Source organism: Pelatocladus sp. BLCC-F211, from assembly GCF_041928655.1.
Lineage (GTDB): Bacteria > Cyanobacteriota > Cyanobacteriia > Cyanobacteriales > Nostocaceae > Pelatocladus.
The window spans coordinates 14,985-30,211 of sequence record NZ_JBHFLM010000080.1; the positions used below are offsets into that span (position 1 = coordinate 14,985).

A 15,227-nucleotide genomic window follows, 5' to 3' on the forward strand; every position below is an offset into this window, starting at 1 on the left:
GCATCTAGGGGAAGAGAGAAGTGTGGGGATTGGGGATTCTCCAGAGGAGACGCTACGCGTAGACGCGCAAGCGGCTTCTCACAGAGTACGGGGACAAGGGAGACAAGGGGAGCCACTGCGCCCTTGCGGGTTAAGAGCGTTGTAGCACGTGGCGTGGACAAGGGAGAATATTTTTGATTGGTTCACCGCGTCTTCGACTCTCAGCTCTACCTTGTTTCTTCCCAATCCCTAATCCCCGATCCCCGATCTAATCACTACGGTTGAAGCAATGGTTGAATTGCTAATTCACCTAAGCCAATAGCGGCTAGTAAATCTCTCCACTGTGTTTGAAGTGTATTATTTTGGGGATTTGTTTGGCGCAGTTGTCCTAATGTGGTGAGCGCATCGTACCAAAAGCCATTGTTGGCATAAATATTAACTTGTTGGATTGGCTGTGATTTTTGTAACTGTTGAACTAAAGTTTGACTGGGACTTTTACGGATGATTACTCCTTCTACATAAATAGGAGTTGATTGCTTTTGTGGGTAACAATAAACGTTGAAGAACCAACGATACTGTTTACCGACTTGCAGTGACGGAACGTTTTCGGGTATGGGGACTTTGATAATACCTGCTTTTGCAGGTAGAGCGATCGCAGTTTTATAAACTGAATCTTTGGTTTCATCGTCAAGCAAGACAAATTCAGCCGGATAACCAGAACTCTTAGTGTACGGTAGATAAAACCATAGTTGAGGATGTTCTTCTGTTGTTAATCCCCAAACATTTGTTACCGATGACGGCTGCTCTGTCGAGGGAACCAAAGCAGTTAGAGGTGTTTTAACATCTGGACAGCTACCTCTTCTAGCTCCCCCAAAGCGGCGACCTCCAGGAGGAGGGCCAGGTGGCAAATTAGGTAAATCAACCTTAACAGTTCCACTCTTAGGAGACTGAGGTGAAGTTGGTTGTGAGGGTTGAGTTGGCGTTGACTGCGCGACAACCAACGAAAAACTACTCAATAAGCTGGTGCTACTGAGAGTCAATAGCAAAACAAGTTTAATTGGATCTAAATTTAACTTCATAATGTGGGGAACGGGGAGCGGGGACAAGGAGGATAAGGAGGACAAGGAGGACAAGGGAGCAGGGGGACAAATGACCAATGACCAATGACAAATGACAAATTATTTTGGCTCTTGATTAATTGCTGTTATGCCAGCTGTTCCTATGAGTGCTAAAGCTGATGGTACAAAAGGTACCCAGTAACCTTGGATAAATAAACCAAAGCAGAAAATATAAAGAATTCCTGAGCCAACTACGACAAAAATTAGCAAGCGTGTCAAAGAGTGACGCATTTGCCAAGCTAGTAATCCTCCTGCTACTGACCAAATCCAAATCCACATCACTTCAGCAAAGGGATTCCATGACCGCAGAAGTGGTCGTCGGTCTAGAACAGCACTGAGAATTTGACTAACCATGTGAGCTTGTACTAATACTCCTGGCATTTGTTGGTCTAACTCAGCACTATAGGGTGTAGCCCAATAATCTGGAAAATCACCTTTAGCGGTTACACCAATCAAGACTATTTTGTTCTTAATTGCGTTGGGGTTGATCGGAGCAGATAACAGTTGTGTCAATGTTACTTGTTCAGCAATTCGCTTTGAAGAACGATAGTTGAGTAAAATTTGACCACCGTTAGTATCTATACCTTGATAACCGCCTGTTCGTGGTTTTAAGAGTGGGAAATTAACATTACCAATTTGAAAATCACCTCTGGGAGTAAACTTTGGTTTAATTCCTTCAGCCTCTAAATAGCGTAGTGCGAGTTGTAAGCTGAGAGAATAGGAAGCAGGACAAGGTGAAGTTGCTTCTTGGTTCATAAATAGCAAATGGCGACGCACTACACCATCAGCATCATAAACAAAGTCGCTAAAACCTAAACGGTGTTGGGGGAATTCTGGTGGTGGTTCAATGCCATTAGTATTGATTGTTGTATCGCTACCTTTGCAGACTCCAAATAGGTTGTTAGTTTGTTGGAGATGATTGAGTAAATTTGCTGACTCTGCTGGAAAATCACGGTAAATATCTAGACCGATCGCTCGCGGTTGATATTGTTGAAGTTTCTCCAAAACTTTATTGAGGGTTTGATCAGACACAGATGTTCCTTTCAAAGATTCACCTCTGCGACGCTGCGCTGCAATATCAGCATCACCAACGGTGACTAATAACAGGCGTGGATCGGGGTTTTCATTGATGAGAACTGAACGCGATCGCATCATCAAATCAAAGGCTTGTAAATCCCAATTTTGTAGGACTTCCAAAAATTTCAAGCCTGTAGGAATTGCAGTAATTAATACAGTATTTATTAAAAAATAAATAATTATACGTAATAAATTAGAAGAATTATAAGTTCGTTTAACAGGTTTGCTTGGAGTAATCCAGCCTGTGAACTCTTGCCAAGTGGGGGGTGATTCTGCCAGATTCTGACAAATTACTGGTAGCCAAGTAGCACAAGGAAATTTATCTTCTAATCCTTGTAATCTTTCCCGTGCTTCTCGCACTGCTAAGTATAAAGGTTCACCACCAGCAAAACTATCCAGAAAACCTTTTAAAAATTCTTGTGCGACTAAATCAGGAACAGGTTCGCGCATCACTATCATCTGAGGGATGTGCAAATCAGCTAATTTTTCTCCTAATCCCAAGCCATCACAGGAGTTAAAAATTGCCAGTTGTAAACCTCGTTCCACTGATTTTTTTAAAGCATATTTTAATTCGTCAATTGTGAGACTATCAGTTTTATTTAAAAAAATCTTGCCAGTATAATTATTTCCTTTGCTAGAACTGTGTCCAGCGAAAAAGAGAATATCCCAGTTTTTTTGCCAGAGATAATCATTTAATTCCTTACGCTGGGGTTCAACTAAAAAGCTGACTTCAGCTGCGGGTAATCCTTGGAGTAAAACTGTATCTGCTTGAGTATCAATTCCTTGACTATTACCAATAATTGCTAAAATATTTACTTTTTTATTATGAGTTTTCTTAGCAGCAATACGCTCGTTTCTTGGAGGTGCTATGGCAATTTCCGCCTTGGGATAGCGTTCAAGTACATCCCAAAGATGCCAAGGTAAACGCTGCAAATCACGATTTTCTGTTTGTAAAATGACTCGTACTATATCTGTAGGCAATAATCTTTCTAGCCATTTTTCACGCACCGGACGAAATTCCGCAGTCAGTAGCCAGGAATTAAGATGCGATCGCAATACATGAGCAGTTTTATTACAGTCTTTGAGGATCGATACATTTGTGACTTGCACCTTCTCCGCAGACAGACGATAACGATTACCTAATCTTGAATAGCTAGACTGCCACTCTTTATATTTCTGTAATAATTCTGTTGCTGCTGGTAACTTACCCGCAATTTCTGAAGAAGGTAATTCGCCTTCTTCACCAATTTGTAAGGTAACGGCAAATCCTTGCTCAAAGCTACCGTCTGCAAATTTCAGAACTACTAACTTACCCATAAATTAGAGAGTCATTCGATTTTGGATTTTGGATTTTAGATTTTGGATTTTGGATTGACTCCACAGATAAATCTGCTTGCTCTGTACCATCAAAGAAGTATCAGTAACAGAAATGGAGACACCAAAAAAAGGAGAACAAATGACAAATGACAAAGAACTAAATTACAAAATGTTCTTTTACACACGCATCATGCAATGCGACTTGAACGGTAAATTCTTCTTTGGGTTCTCCGGCAAATTTTAATTGCATATAATTGTCTGCATTTCTCGCTTGGGCTTCCAAAAACACTGATCCTGATTTGTCTAGGACTGTAAGTTGGACTTCTGGTGTTAAGTACTTTTGATTATTAGCAGGATACAGTTGCACCAGAACGTTGGTTTGTTGATCAGGTTGGGGACTAATTTCTACAACTAACATGACTAGTTGTTTGCCAATCTGAATTCCTAAATCAATTAATTTTCCTCGTCTGACTACTGCTTCTTGCTGATCATTAGTTTCATTTCCAATCAAGTTGCCGCTTCTAAATGCAAAAGCTGGCGACATTTCAGGTTGATTCCACAAGGATTCTATAGTTTGCCATCCTGCTTCAAATATACCTGTAAACCACTGGCTCAAATTTACCAATTCCGGAACTGGTAATTCAAAAGCAGGTGCTAGATGTTCGATTAATTCTTCTAGAGGTTGCAATTCAGTTAAAGGTATCTCTTCGGTGGCGACACTGGGTATAAATCCTAATAATTTTGCTTCTTGCAGAGATTCATCGACTTGCACAAACACGTAACCCACTCGTTCTTCCCAAGTTTCAGGAGGGACATAAGCAATTTGTTGATCCAATAGCACAGGACGGCACTCTAAACGCCCAATTCCTGGTAATTCTAAATCAGCCACATCAGCACACAAACGCATAATCGGATTCCAACTGTCGCTAGCTGCCAAATCTGTAGGAATACCCATCATTTGTAAATAATCATTAACTGCTAATATACACAAAGTATTCAAACGGACTCGTTCTCCAGTTTGAGGATGTGGCAGTTGACGGGCAAATTGCTGGGCAGTAGTGAAGGCTGCTTTCGTGATGGGCAGTGTTAAAGCGATATCTTCAAGACGATAGGCTTGGTGTGACATGGATCATTCCCCAAAGTTTAATGCTGCTGTATACATGTCGTTCATCATTACAAAAATTACGCAAAAAAATTGTCGCTGATTCAGGAATTAATTGTTAATGGTTTGTAGTTATTCAAGTTTTCACAACCAATTCCCAATCAATACATAAGCAGACCAAAAACTGGGTGCGTTGTAATTGGGATGCTTGAGCAATTGTAGCTGGGCGCGACGCAGCGCTTCTGCTTTGCTAATCTTGTTTTCTTGAAGTTCTCGATAAAAAGCACCGACAAACTGAGCGGTGGACTCGTCATCTATTTGCCAAAGAGAAGCGATAGTACTGCGTGCGCCGGCGCGTACAGCTGCGCCAGCTAAACCCAGAGCCGCACGTTTGTCTCCTGCTGCTGTCTGACAAGCACTTAATACTAATAGTTGTAGTGCTTCTGCTCTGGTGTCATCCCGACTACGAAGAATACTATCAAATTGAGTAACATTAATTGGGCCATCGGCAGCTAAGATAAATGTCTGATCAGCACGGGAACTAAACTGACCATGGGTTGCTAAATGCACGACGTTAAAAGGATTAGTATTAACTTTTTTCTCTAGTTCTTTACTGGTGAATTGTCGATCTAATAAGTTGGTTGTGGATATACCGGATTCGCTAATTAGCTCTATCTCTGTTTTGATCGCGGGTAAGGGTGCGAATTCGGAGTATGCTTGTGGTGGTTGAGTTAACCCCGCAGTTAAGGCTTGTAACCTTTGTTGCTGTAATGGCTTGGGATCAAAGATTTGCAAACCGACGCTCAAAGCTGTGGCGTATTTTTCTATCAAATATTGTTTCCCGTCATACAGAGAAGACATGGATAAATTACGCAATGCTCCATCAAGTACAAATACTAGGGTATTGACTCCGCTAGCTGATAATTGCGATTCAATTGGTTTGATCAGCCAGTTGTAAACCTGCTGTGACTGGGTTCTTGTAGCTTTGATCGCCGCAGGATTTAGAAGATTTTGCCGCAATTGAGTAATTATTTGTTCTACTTCTGTTTGGGAAATTTGGGTGCTGTAGTGTTGTAGAGGTTGTTTAGGAATTTTGACAATTACCTGTAGTTGATTGGGAAGAATAATTGGGTATAAAATCGCAGCTGTAGGATTTTCTTTGTCTACAACTTGATCCAATAATATACGCTGACCTTGTAGACAAGCTTCCCGAAAGAAGTTATCTAATTCGGCTATTTGCAGGGCTTCAATTCGTTGGCGTACTTTTTCTAAAGTTTTTGCTTCTGGTTGTGTTTTTTGAGAATTTAACAGTAATTCTACTGATTGTCGGTATACTGGTTCGACGCTGTCGCGAAAGCTGAATTGTACTTCTCGATTGACTGCTACCAAGTCATTACGAATTGATTCAAGGGTTTGGACTGCTGAATCATAGGCTGCGATCGCTCCTGGAATATCCCCTTGTACTTTTAGCAATCTACCTAACTGCCATTGCCATCTGTAAGCAATATCAGGTACATTACTACTCTGTGCTAAAAGTAACGCCTGTTCGGTCAACTTTTGTGCTTCAGACCATTGTCTGGTTTGTTCATACAAACTACCTAGACTTCCCAAAGCATAAGCTAAGGAGCGTTGATCGTTTAAACTACGGGCTTGTTGCACAGCTTTGGCGAGAATTTGAGCAGGGAGAAGAACAGTGGAAGACGCCTCTGAAAAAGCCGAGACAATCTCCCTTGTCCCCCTTGTCCCCATATCCCCCTGTCCTAATTTGACGAGATTGTGAGCAAAATTAATTTGGGCGTAAATACTGGCGCGACTGGCGGGAAGTTGGTTGACTTGGGATTGAATTTGTGGTAGCAAAGTCAGAGCATCTGTTGGTTTTTGCTCTTCAATTAGTAAACTGAGAAGATTGAGCTGGGCTTGGACTTTTAACAGAGTTGAGGGAGATTCTTTAACTGCTTGTTGATAAAAATCAATCGCTTGCTGTGTATGCTGGCGATCGCGAGCATTATTACCTAAACTGAAAAGACTCGCAGCAATATAATTAGGTGATTGCAGGCGCTTGGCTACTGCTAAACTTTGTTCAAGAATAGTGTGAGATTCTGGAAATTTGCCTACTAATTGTAAGACATCGCCTAGCGATCGCAACATTACTGTTTTTTCTGGTGAGTCACTTTGCGATCGCAATGTTTGGTTTACTTGTAATAGTATTTCTTCTGCCCGACGGTAAAATCCACTAGAGATTAATGCTTGAGCTTGATTAATCTGCGATCGTACTACACCATTTTGATCATTTATCTGAGTATAAATATTTTCTGCCTGTTGCCAAATTTTCAAGGCTTCTTCAGGTTGTCCAATTGCAAGTTGCAGACGACCTTGAATATCGAGAGTTTGAGCTAATATTTTGCGATCGTCTGTACTTTTGAGGAGATTTAGACTTTCTGTAATTGCTTGCTTGGCTTCATTCCACGCACCGAGTTGTTGATAAGCCAGAGAAAGATTACTCAGAGTCACAGCAAGTTTTTTTGTCTCTCCCTGCTGGCGATAATTTTGGGCTGCTTGCTGCAATACTTGTACTGCTTGTGCAAACTGGCCATGATCGTAGAGTGCTTTCCCTTGTTGTAAATCAGCAGAGATTGTGGGGGAAGTAGAAGCAGGAGGGTTAGGAATTTTTGCTAAAACTGGTGAGATACTCAAGCAGAGTAAGGTAGTTAATAGTATTAGGGCGAAGAAGCGATTTGTCTTCTTTGTTCGTGTCATAAGTTTGAGTCAGTCATTCTCTTCCCACTCACAGAATATCTATTTGACGAACCACAAAGGACACAAAGGACACAAAGATTTAACTCAATATTAAAAGGGATCATAAGGGGACACGGGAGACAAGGGTGTGTGGGGGGACAGGTCGAATATTTTTGATAGATTCTCCCTTGTCTTTTACTCTACACTGTCAGCGAGGATCAAACACTCGTCGTCGAGGATCAAACACTCATTAGCGAAATACAAATACTTGTTTACGAAAGACAACTCTTAAAGCCCAATCCCCGATCCCCTACTTCACCGATTTCCCATTTCCATTCACTCCTTGAGTCAAGCGTAACAAAGCTTGTTCTAATTCTGATGAAAGTTTGATGGGTAAGTCGCCGGTACGCATATTCAAATCTCTTTGTGGGAAGGGAACTTCAATGTTGTATTTTCGCAAAGAGGCTTCGATGAGAAAATATATATCACTTTTAATCGGTGTTTGTTGGTGGGGTTTGTCAATCCATACTAGAAGTTCAAAATCTATGGCGCTTTCACCAAACCCTTTGAAAAATACTTGGGGTTGGGGTAGTTTTAAAACTTCGGGGTGATGTACAGCAGCTTCAATGAGTGCTGTTTTTACCAAGTTTACGTCTGAACCGTAAGCAACACCCACTGGTAAATGAATCCGAGAAACAGGGTTGCGATGGCTCCAGTTAATGACTTCGGTCTCTAGAAATCGAGAGTTGGGGACGATAATTGAAATTCGATCTAGTGTGCGAATTACTACACTCCGCGCTCCTATGTATTCCACTGTTCCCATGTATTCGCCCACTTCGATGAAATCGCCTACTTGGATGGGACGTTCAAATAATAATACAATTCCACTACCAAAGTTTTTAGCAATGTCTTGGAAGCCAAAACCAATTCCCACACCCAAGGCACTAGCTACAATTGTTAGAGAACTAAGGTCTAGTCCCCAAATTTGTAGCAAAACAATTGTACCAAAACTAATAAATGCATACTTGCAAATAATGGCGATCGCTTCTTGCGCTCCTCTGCTGATGCGTGTCCGACTTAAAATGCGGGAGCGTAGCAAGTTTGTTGCTGTACCTGCACAGATCATTAGCCCCAAGAGCAAGATAATCAAAATTAAAATATTGGTCAGAGAATAGGACTTTTGTCCCAAGGAAAAAATTGGAGAGGTAAGACTAGCAAATATCCTGGTCGCGATATCATAACTCAAGTTGCGGGTGAGAGGAAAGAGATTAGTAATATAGAGAACAACCCCTACCCAAAGTCCTATCCGTGCTAACAGCAGGGTAGCTTTAAACAGGAATCTTGATGTATTTTGGATTTGGTTATCGCTAGAGGAATCAGCCGAAACTAGCATTTGTGAGAGGCGGTTTTGGGTGAGTTGCCATACAATTCCTAATAACCGATGTAGTGCGATCGCCATCAACACAATCACAACACTCAAAATTGATGTATTGCGAATAAACTCTGCACCTCTCTCGCTATGAGCTTTTTGGATTGCATCTTCAATTTTTTGAACCCAGATCCTAGCTTGTTCTTCGGGAGTAGCAGCAGAATCTATATCGTTCTGGGTGACGGTCAACAAGTACCGACCATTAACTACGATAATTGGAGAATCGTTGCGTTGTTCAATTTTGATATCAGGCGCTTCATCGGATTTAACAACTGCTTGCAATTGAGAACTAATGAATTTCGCTCGTTCTTGAGCTTTCGATTGTTCATTACTGCTGACTCTAAAAACCAACCGACCATCTACAGCAACAGGTGCATACTTTACAGATTGTGCTTGTACAGGTGCTAATAGGAAACTGATCAACAATACCAATACAATCAGAGTTGTCTGAATAAGTTGGGAGTACCGAGTGTGAGGGAACTTACGATTTTTTCTCATTTTTACCGAGGGTTACTGACTTTGCGATCGCGTTTTATGGAACTTTAGTTCCATCATTCAAAAAACCCTATAGTTCACTTCCTCAAAAGTTTCTCATTTTTTGCTCCTAATTTGGAAATTAATTCAGCCTGGTTTGAACTCGAAATGTTGACCAAAATATTACTTAGTATTGCAGCATTACTAGCGATCGCATTCTTGATCTTGGTAGTTGTGAGAATTAAAAATGACAATGAAGTAAGTAAAATCTGGCAAGAGCTAGCAGATTTACCCACAGAAAATGTTTTTACAGAAGATATGGTTGCAGGATTACCAGCACCTGTACAGCGCTATTTCTTACATGCGATCGCACCAGGAACTCCCTTGGCGTCTTCTGTAACTCTGGAAATGAGTGGTAGTTTTAGGCTGGGACAAGATAAACCTTGGGTTCCCATGCAAGCTAAACAAAGAATTTCAGTACTCAAAGGATTTGTTTGGCAAGCTGCGATCGGTCGTGGTTTGTCTCAAGTAGTGGGTGCTGATTATTACAGTAATGGTTCGGGGAGAATGCGGTTTTCTCTTTGGGGATTAGTTCCTTTAGTTAATGCTCATACTCAAGATATTGCTCGTTCTGGGGTTGGTAGACTTGCAGGAGAATTTGTCTGGCTACCTTCTGCGTTGTTACCTCAACACGGGGTCATTTGGCAAGCAATTGATGAGAAGACTATACAAGCAAATCTTGTAATTGATGATGAATCTGTAACACTAACACTGGCTGTAGATGCCGAAGGCAAAATATTAAAGCTTTCTCTGCTGCGTTGGGGAGATCAGACAGATAATGGTAGTTGGAATTATATTCCATTTGGAGTAGAATTTCAAGCAGAACAAAAGTTTGATGGCTTCACAATTCCATCCCAGATGAATGCGGGTTGGTGGTTTGGTACAGAACGTTATCTTGAATTCTTTCGCGCCACCATTGAAAAGGCTGAGTTTAGTTAAAAAATCCAAACAAATAAACAAAAGTAATAGTTGTTTAATTTGAAATGCTATCAGAACACTTTACTGAAGCTCTTACCTATGCTACTCAACTGCACGCCAAGCAAGTTCGTAAAGGATCGGGTGTTCCTTATGTAGCTCATTTATTAGGTGTTGCTAGTATTGCCTTAGAATATGGGGCGAATGAAGATGAAGCGATCGCTGCGCTTTTGCATGACGCCGTCGAAGATCAAGGCGGTGCTGCAACACGAGAAGAAATTCGCTGTCGCTTTGGTGACAATGTGACTGCTATTGTGGACGGTTGCACTGACGCCGATACAATACCTAAACCACCGTGGCGAGAACGTAAAGAAGCATACATTGCTCACATTCCTACAGCTTCGCCTTCTGTGTTACTTGTGAGTGCTGCTGATAAACTCTACAATGCCCAATCAATTCTCAAGGATTATCGGATTTTGGGTGAATCACTTTGGCAACGCTTTCAAGGAGGTAAAGCAGGTACACTTTGGTATTATCGGGCATTGGTAACTGCTTTTTCCCAAACTGGCTCTAGTCCAATTTTTGAAGAATTAGAACGGGTAGTGTCAGAATTGGAGAAATTAGTAGAAGAAGGATAAAATTTCCTGCTTGTTATTGATGCAATTTGTGAGGGGAAAAAATGCCGTTTCGTTTGTGGCGATCGCGTTTTATTATTTTTACAGCTATTGGATGTCTTATCTTAACGTTCGCAATTAGTTCTGGTGTACGTGTTCTTGCTCAAAATAATTCCACCACACCTAAACATCTAACTACAGTTACGGCTCAAGCACCAAATTTAGGAAGACATTTCAAGGAATTAGGACTAGAAGGCTCAATCTTAATTTACGATTTGAACAACAACCGCACCTATGAACACAATCCTCCACGCAACGCTACAGCAATGTTTCCCGGTTCGACGTTCAAAATTTTTAATGCAATGGTGGCGTTAGAGACTGGCATTATACCAGATGATGTAGCTGTTTTGACCTGGGATGGAATTAAACGTCCAATTGAGGAATGGAATCACGATACGAATTTACGTCAAGCCTTCAAAGATTCTACTGTCTGGTTTTATCAAGTGTTGGCACGTCGAGCCGGATATAAGCGAATGCAAGAATTTATTGATCAAGTAGGCTACGGTAATCGTCAGATTGGTACTGCTGAAGATATTGATCGCTTTTGGTTAGAGGGGCCATTGCAAATTTCACCGAAAGCAGAGATTCAATTTTTACAACGGCTGCATCGAAATAACCTGCCGTTTTCGCAACGGACAATGGATCTAGTGAAAGATATCATGGTGCGCGAACAGACTCCAGAATATACTTTGCGAGGTAAGACAGGATGGCTAAACAGTACTAAACCAGAATTGGGTTGGTTTGTGGGTTATCTAGAACAGAACAAAAATGTCTATTTTTTTGCAACGACAATGGACATGCGTCAACCATCAGACGCACCTATGAGGATTGAGATCACACGACGCAGTTTCAAAGATTTAGGTTTGCTTTAATCAAGCGATCGCTCGCGGTTGGTTTGTTAAAAAGATGACACCCTGAATAGATATAAATTAAGTAAACGCAGGCAAAACAAGCCTGCGATCTTCTGTATAATCGTAACTTTTGATACTAGCGGAACATACTACTTACAGAGCTATCTTCATGAATCCGCCAAATCGTTTCTCCTAAGAGATTCGCTACTGACAACACCTGTAATTGCGGGAAGCGATCGCTCTCTGGAATCGGAATTGTATTAGTCACAATTACTTCCTCAAAGATACCGCTTGACAACCGCTCGATAGCAGGCGGGGAGAACACTGCATGGGTAGCACAGGCATATACCTGACGCGCTCCTTCTTCACGAAGTAGCTTGGCTCCTTCTGTAATTGTGCCGCCAGTATCAATCATGTCATCTACCAGCACTGCTGTTTTACCCTTCACATCACCGATGACATTCAACACTTCAGCGACGTTGTGAGCCTGACGACGCTTGTCAATAATTGCTAAAGGAGCATCATTGAGCTTTTTCGCAAATGCTCTTGCTCTTGCCACACCGCCAACATCCGGTGAAACTACCACAATGTCAGACAGTTCTTTGCTAACTAAATAATCCAGAATAACTGGTGAACCATACACGTGATCTAGGGGAATATCAAAATATCCCTGTATCTGTGCTGAATGCAAATCCATGGCCAAAATCCGGTTCGCACCTGCTTGAGTGATCAGGTTAGCAACCAGCTTGGCAGTTATTGATTCTCTTCCTGCTGTTTTTCTGTCAGCACGAGCATAGCCATAATAGGGAATTACTGCTGTTACCTGTCGAGCCGATGCTCGCCGACAAGCATCAATCATGATGAGTAATTCCATCAAATGATCATTTACCGGTTGACAACTGGGTTGGATTAAATAAACATCACAGCCCCGAATAGATTCCTGAATTTGAATATAAAGCTCTCCATCGGCAAATCGCTTGCGGATCATTGGCCCCAAGTCCATGCCTAGATAACGAGCTACTTCTTGAGATAAGGGTACATTAGCAGAACCAGAGAACAGCCGCAGGCGATTATTTTCAGCTATTCCTGTTGCAGTTGATGGCAGTTTGAAAGTTGCAGTACTTAGCACAGCAGGTCCTCGATGTGCATTCATGGCAATATTATCATCAGATATTTAGATTGTTTAAGAGCAATAGTCCGAAAAACATTTGTGAGTTTTGTTGAAGCTTTCATCAAAACTTGATACATACCTCCATGAAACTACAAGGTTCTCATTTTTCTGTTTTTGTGGTAAACACACTTTTACTAGCTCACACCTGTAGTCGAGAGTTTTAACTCGCTCTCAAAACCTGAAGTCTCATATAGATTGCTTGGACGGACTACTTTATTTTTTTGCACCCTATTTACAGATAGGAGAAGACTATTCTAGTTTACTTGTAATGGTAAAAACACCTATGAATCAATTAATTATAGTCGTCTAGATATCCTATGATACTAGCTGCAAATAAATAGATTACCAGACTTGCAAGATAGTTTTCCACCACCAAGGAAAAAGAAATGAATCGAAGCTCACAAAGCAATGGGAACTAAAATAGGGATTTTTTGATCATTTTTACTATTTTGTACCGGAAAAGCAGTGCGAAAATAGATTATAAGCAAGTGTATTAAGATTTTCTTTAATATACGTACAATTACAGCAGTTGACAAATTACAACTGTTGGATATGATTTTTGCGAGTGAGTTACTCCGAGTAGTGCCGTTACACTCAATTAACTAAAAGATGCAACCACCAATTTCAACTGGTACTGTTTTGCAAAACCGTTATCAAATTATTCAAATTCTTGGTCAAGGGGGATTTGGTAGAACCTATTTGGCAGAAGACCAGAGGCGCTTTAACGAACTTTGTGCCATCAAAGAATTAATTCCGAACACAACAGATCCTGTTGCTTGGCAAAAGGCACAAGAGCTTTTCCTCAGAGAAGCAAATATTTTGTATCAAATAGAACACCCGCAAATACCAAAATTCCGGGAAAGATTTGAACAAGACCAACGATTGTTTTTGGTGCAAGACTATGTAGCTGGTAAAACCTACCATACTTTGCTGGATGAACGTAAAGCTGTTGGTGGTGCATTCACAGAACAAGAAGTCTTACAGTTGATGCGCTCTTTGTTACCAGTACTAGAACATATTCACAGTCGAGGCATTATTCACCGGGATATCTCACCAGACAATATTATTTTGCGTGATCTTGACAATCAGCCCGTCTTAATTGACTTTGGGGTGGTAAAAGAACTAGCGACACGATTGCAATCTGCTAATCCGACAGTACCAGCAACTTATGTCGGAAAATTGGGTTATTCCCCCAGTGAGCAAATGCAAACAGGACAAGCTTATCCCAGCAGTGACTTATATGCACTGGCAGTGACAGCAATAGTATTGCTGAGTGGTAAAGAACCTCAAGAATTATTTGATGAAAATCTCTTGACTTGGAATTGGCAACGTTGGGTGAGTGTGAGTCCACACTTAACTCATATTTTAAATCGGATGTTGAGCTTTAGACCGAGCGATCGCTTCCAAAGTGCAACGCAAGTAGCACAAGCATTGGCATCTGGTGGGCAACAAACACCCCTAGCTTCAGCCTCTATACCAGCTGCATCCAGCCCAGGAGTCTCCAACGTCCAAACAATTCCCGTTGCTCGTCCTCCTGACCCAGCATCACCATCAACACCTAATACACCCGCTAACACAATTCCAGAACCTGCTAGTAGGTCATTTTTAGATAACCCGTTAGCAGTCGGATTGATTACTGTTGCCGTGGTGAGTATAGCAGGAATCGGCTCTTGGGCGCTGGTGCGTACTATTCGCGGGACACCATCAGCACAACCAACTGAAGTACCAACACAAACTTTTCCTTCTCCAGTAGTTCCTGACGGTTCTACAATTTCACCCACACCCACAGTTACACCTACGACAAACGAGCCAACAATTATAAGTAGACGCCTGACTTTAGATGCATCTGGTGGTACCAAAGTTGAGGGTACAATCACAGCCAATCAAATCATCCGATACACATTCCGGGGTCAGGAAGGGCAAAATATAATTGCGTTGTTAACACAAGAAAGTGGTGTTGTATTAACTGTTTTAGACCCAGATAGAGAACCAATTGAAAACTCTGCTAAAAATACCACTTTCTATCAAGGTACATTACCTGTTAATGGTAGATATACGATTGATTTAACTCTACCTTTAGGAATTAGTGAAGGCGACTATAGCCTCAATATCCAAGTAGAAAGTCCACCTCAGCCTACACCCACCGAAACCCCAACAGAAACACCCACCGAAACCCCAACAGAAATACCCACCGATATCCCAACAGAAACACCTACAGAAACACCTACTAATACTCCATTTCTACCTATTCCCAATCAAAATCCCAATAATCAACCGACTAATGGCACGTCTAATTAGTTGCTAAGAAGATGAGAGTTTGTAGT

10 protein-coding genes are annotated in these 15,227 nt (G+C 41.4%); 4 read left to right on the top strand and 6 right to left on the bottom strand.

The window, feature by feature from the left end; all coding sequences use genetic code 11:
* Nucleotides 1–254: 254 nt before the first annotated feature.
* The 5 genes from ACE1AT_RS09825 to ACE1AT_RS09845 all read right to left on the bottom strand — a co-directional run bounded on the left by ACE1AT_RS09825 (nucleotide 255) and on the right by ACE1AT_RS09845 (nucleotide 9,256).
* Nucleotides 255–1,058 (bottom strand): DUF928 domain-containing protein, encoded by an 804-nt coding sequence (locus tag ACE1AT_RS09825; protein ID WP_374867736.1) that lies wholly within the window; start codon nucleotides 1,056–1,058, stop codon nucleotides 255–257.
* Between the two features lie 99 nt (nucleotides 1,059–1,157).
* Nucleotides 1,158–3,491, bottom strand: coding sequence for a CHASE2 domain-containing protein (locus ACE1AT_RS09830; protein ID WP_374867738.1), 2,334 nt, complete (start codon nucleotides 3,489–3,491; stop codon nucleotides 1,158–1,160).
* A gap of 157 nt (nucleotides 3,492–3,648) precedes the next feature.
* A complete protein-coding gene (locus tag ACE1AT_RS09835) occupies nucleotides 3,649–4,617 on the bottom strand; it encodes a DUF1822 family protein (protein ID WP_374867740.1) in 969 nt (322 codons plus the stop codon).
* 120 nt (nucleotides 4,618–4,737) lie between these two features.
* Nucleotides 4,738–7,350 (bottom strand): CHAT domain-containing protein, encoded by a 2,613-nt coding sequence (locus ACE1AT_RS09840; RefSeq protein WP_374867742.1) that lies wholly within the window; start codon nucleotides 7,348–7,350, stop codon nucleotides 4,738–4,740.
* Nucleotides 7,351–7,639: 289 nt separating this feature from the next.
* On the bottom strand, nucleotides 7,640–9,256 hold the full coding sequence (locus tag ACE1AT_RS09845; RefSeq protein ID WP_374867744.1) for a mechanosensitive ion channel family protein: 1,617 nt from the start codon (nucleotides 9,254–9,256) through the stop codon (nucleotides 7,640–7,642).
* A 144-nt stretch (nucleotides 9,257–9,400) separates the two neighbouring features.
* Between ACE1AT_RS09845 and ACE1AT_RS09850 the strand changes: the two genes are divergently transcribed.
* Genes ACE1AT_RS09850 through blaOXA form a run of 3 tightly spaced genes read left to right on the top strand, consistent with a single transcriptional unit; the run spans nucleotide 9,401 to nucleotide 11,753 of the window.
* Nucleotides 9,401–10,231: a DUF6544 family protein gene (locus ACE1AT_RS09850; RefSeq protein WP_374867746.1), complete on the top strand. Its 831-nt coding sequence runs from the start codon at nucleotides 9,401–9,403 to the stop codon at nucleotides 10,229–10,231.
* A 44-nt stretch (nucleotides 10,232–10,275) separates the two neighbouring features.
* Nucleotides 10,276–10,845 (top strand): HD domain-containing protein, encoded by a 570-nt coding sequence (locus ACE1AT_RS09855; protein ID WP_374867748.1) that lies wholly within the window; start codon nucleotides 10,276–10,278, stop codon nucleotides 10,843–10,845.
* Between the two features lie 41 nt (nucleotides 10,846–10,886).
* Nucleotides 10,887–11,753: a class D beta-lactamase gene (gene blaOXA / locus ACE1AT_RS09860; RefSeq protein WP_374867750.1), complete on the top strand. Its 867-nt coding sequence runs from the start codon at nucleotides 10,887–10,889 to the stop codon at nucleotides 11,751–11,753.
* A gap of 115 nt (nucleotides 11,754–11,868) precedes the next feature.
* On the opposite strand, the gene ACE1AT_RS09865 is transcribed toward blaOXA, so the two are convergent.
* Nucleotides 11,869–12,885 (bottom strand): ribose-phosphate pyrophosphokinase, encoded by a 1,017-nt coding sequence (locus tag ACE1AT_RS09865; RefSeq protein ID WP_016859694.1) that lies wholly within the window; start codon nucleotides 12,883–12,885, stop codon nucleotides 11,869–11,871.
* Nucleotides 12,886–13,512: 627 nt separating this feature from the next.
* Here ACE1AT_RS09865 and ACE1AT_RS09870 point away from each other — a divergent pair.
* Complete coding sequence (locus tag ACE1AT_RS09870) at nucleotides 13,513–15,201, top strand: protein kinase (protein ID WP_374867752.1); 1,689 nt, start codon at nucleotides 13,513–13,515, stop codon at nucleotides 15,199–15,201.
* The last annotated feature ends 26 nt before the right edge of the window (nucleotides 15,202–15,227 follow it).

Coding starts and splice junctions, on each gene's coding strand:
- ACE1AT_RS09855 (WP_374867748.1), top strand. CDS start 10,276: ATGCTATCAGAACACTTTACTGAAGCTCTTACCTATGCTACTCAACTG.
- ACE1AT_RS09845 (WP_374867744.1), bottom strand. CDS start 9,256: ATGAGAAAAAATCGTAAGTTCCCTCACACTCGGTACTCCCAACTTATT.
- ACE1AT_RS09870 (WP_374867752.1), top strand. CDS start 13,513: ATGCAACCACCAATTTCAACTGGTACTGTTTTGCAAAACCGTTATCAA.
- ACE1AT_RS09865 (WP_016859694.1), bottom strand. CDS start 12,885: ATGAATGCACATCGAGGACCTGCTGTGCTAAGTACTGCAACTTTCAAA.
- ACE1AT_RS09835 (WP_374867740.1), bottom strand. CDS start 4,617: ATGTCACACCAAGCCTATCGTCTTGAAGATATCGCTTTAACACTGCCC.
- ACE1AT_RS09825 (WP_374867736.1), bottom strand. CDS start 1,058: ATGAAGTTAAATTTAGATCCAATTAAACTTGTTTTGCTATTGACTCTC.
- ACE1AT_RS09850 (WP_374867746.1), top strand. CDS start 9,401: ATGTTGACCAAAATATTACTTAGTATTGCAGCATTACTAGCGATCGCA.
- ACE1AT_RS09840 (WP_374867742.1), bottom strand. CDS start 7,350: ATGACACGAACAAAGAAGACAAATCGCTTCTTCGCCCTAATACTATTA.
- ACE1AT_RS09830 (WP_374867738.1), bottom strand. CDS start 3,491: ATGGGTAAGTTAGTAGTTCTGAAATTTGCAGACGGTAGCTTTGAGCAA.
- blaOXA (WP_374867750.1), top strand. CDS start 10,887: ATGCCGTTTCGTTTGTGGCGATCGCGTTTTATTATTTTTACAGCTATT.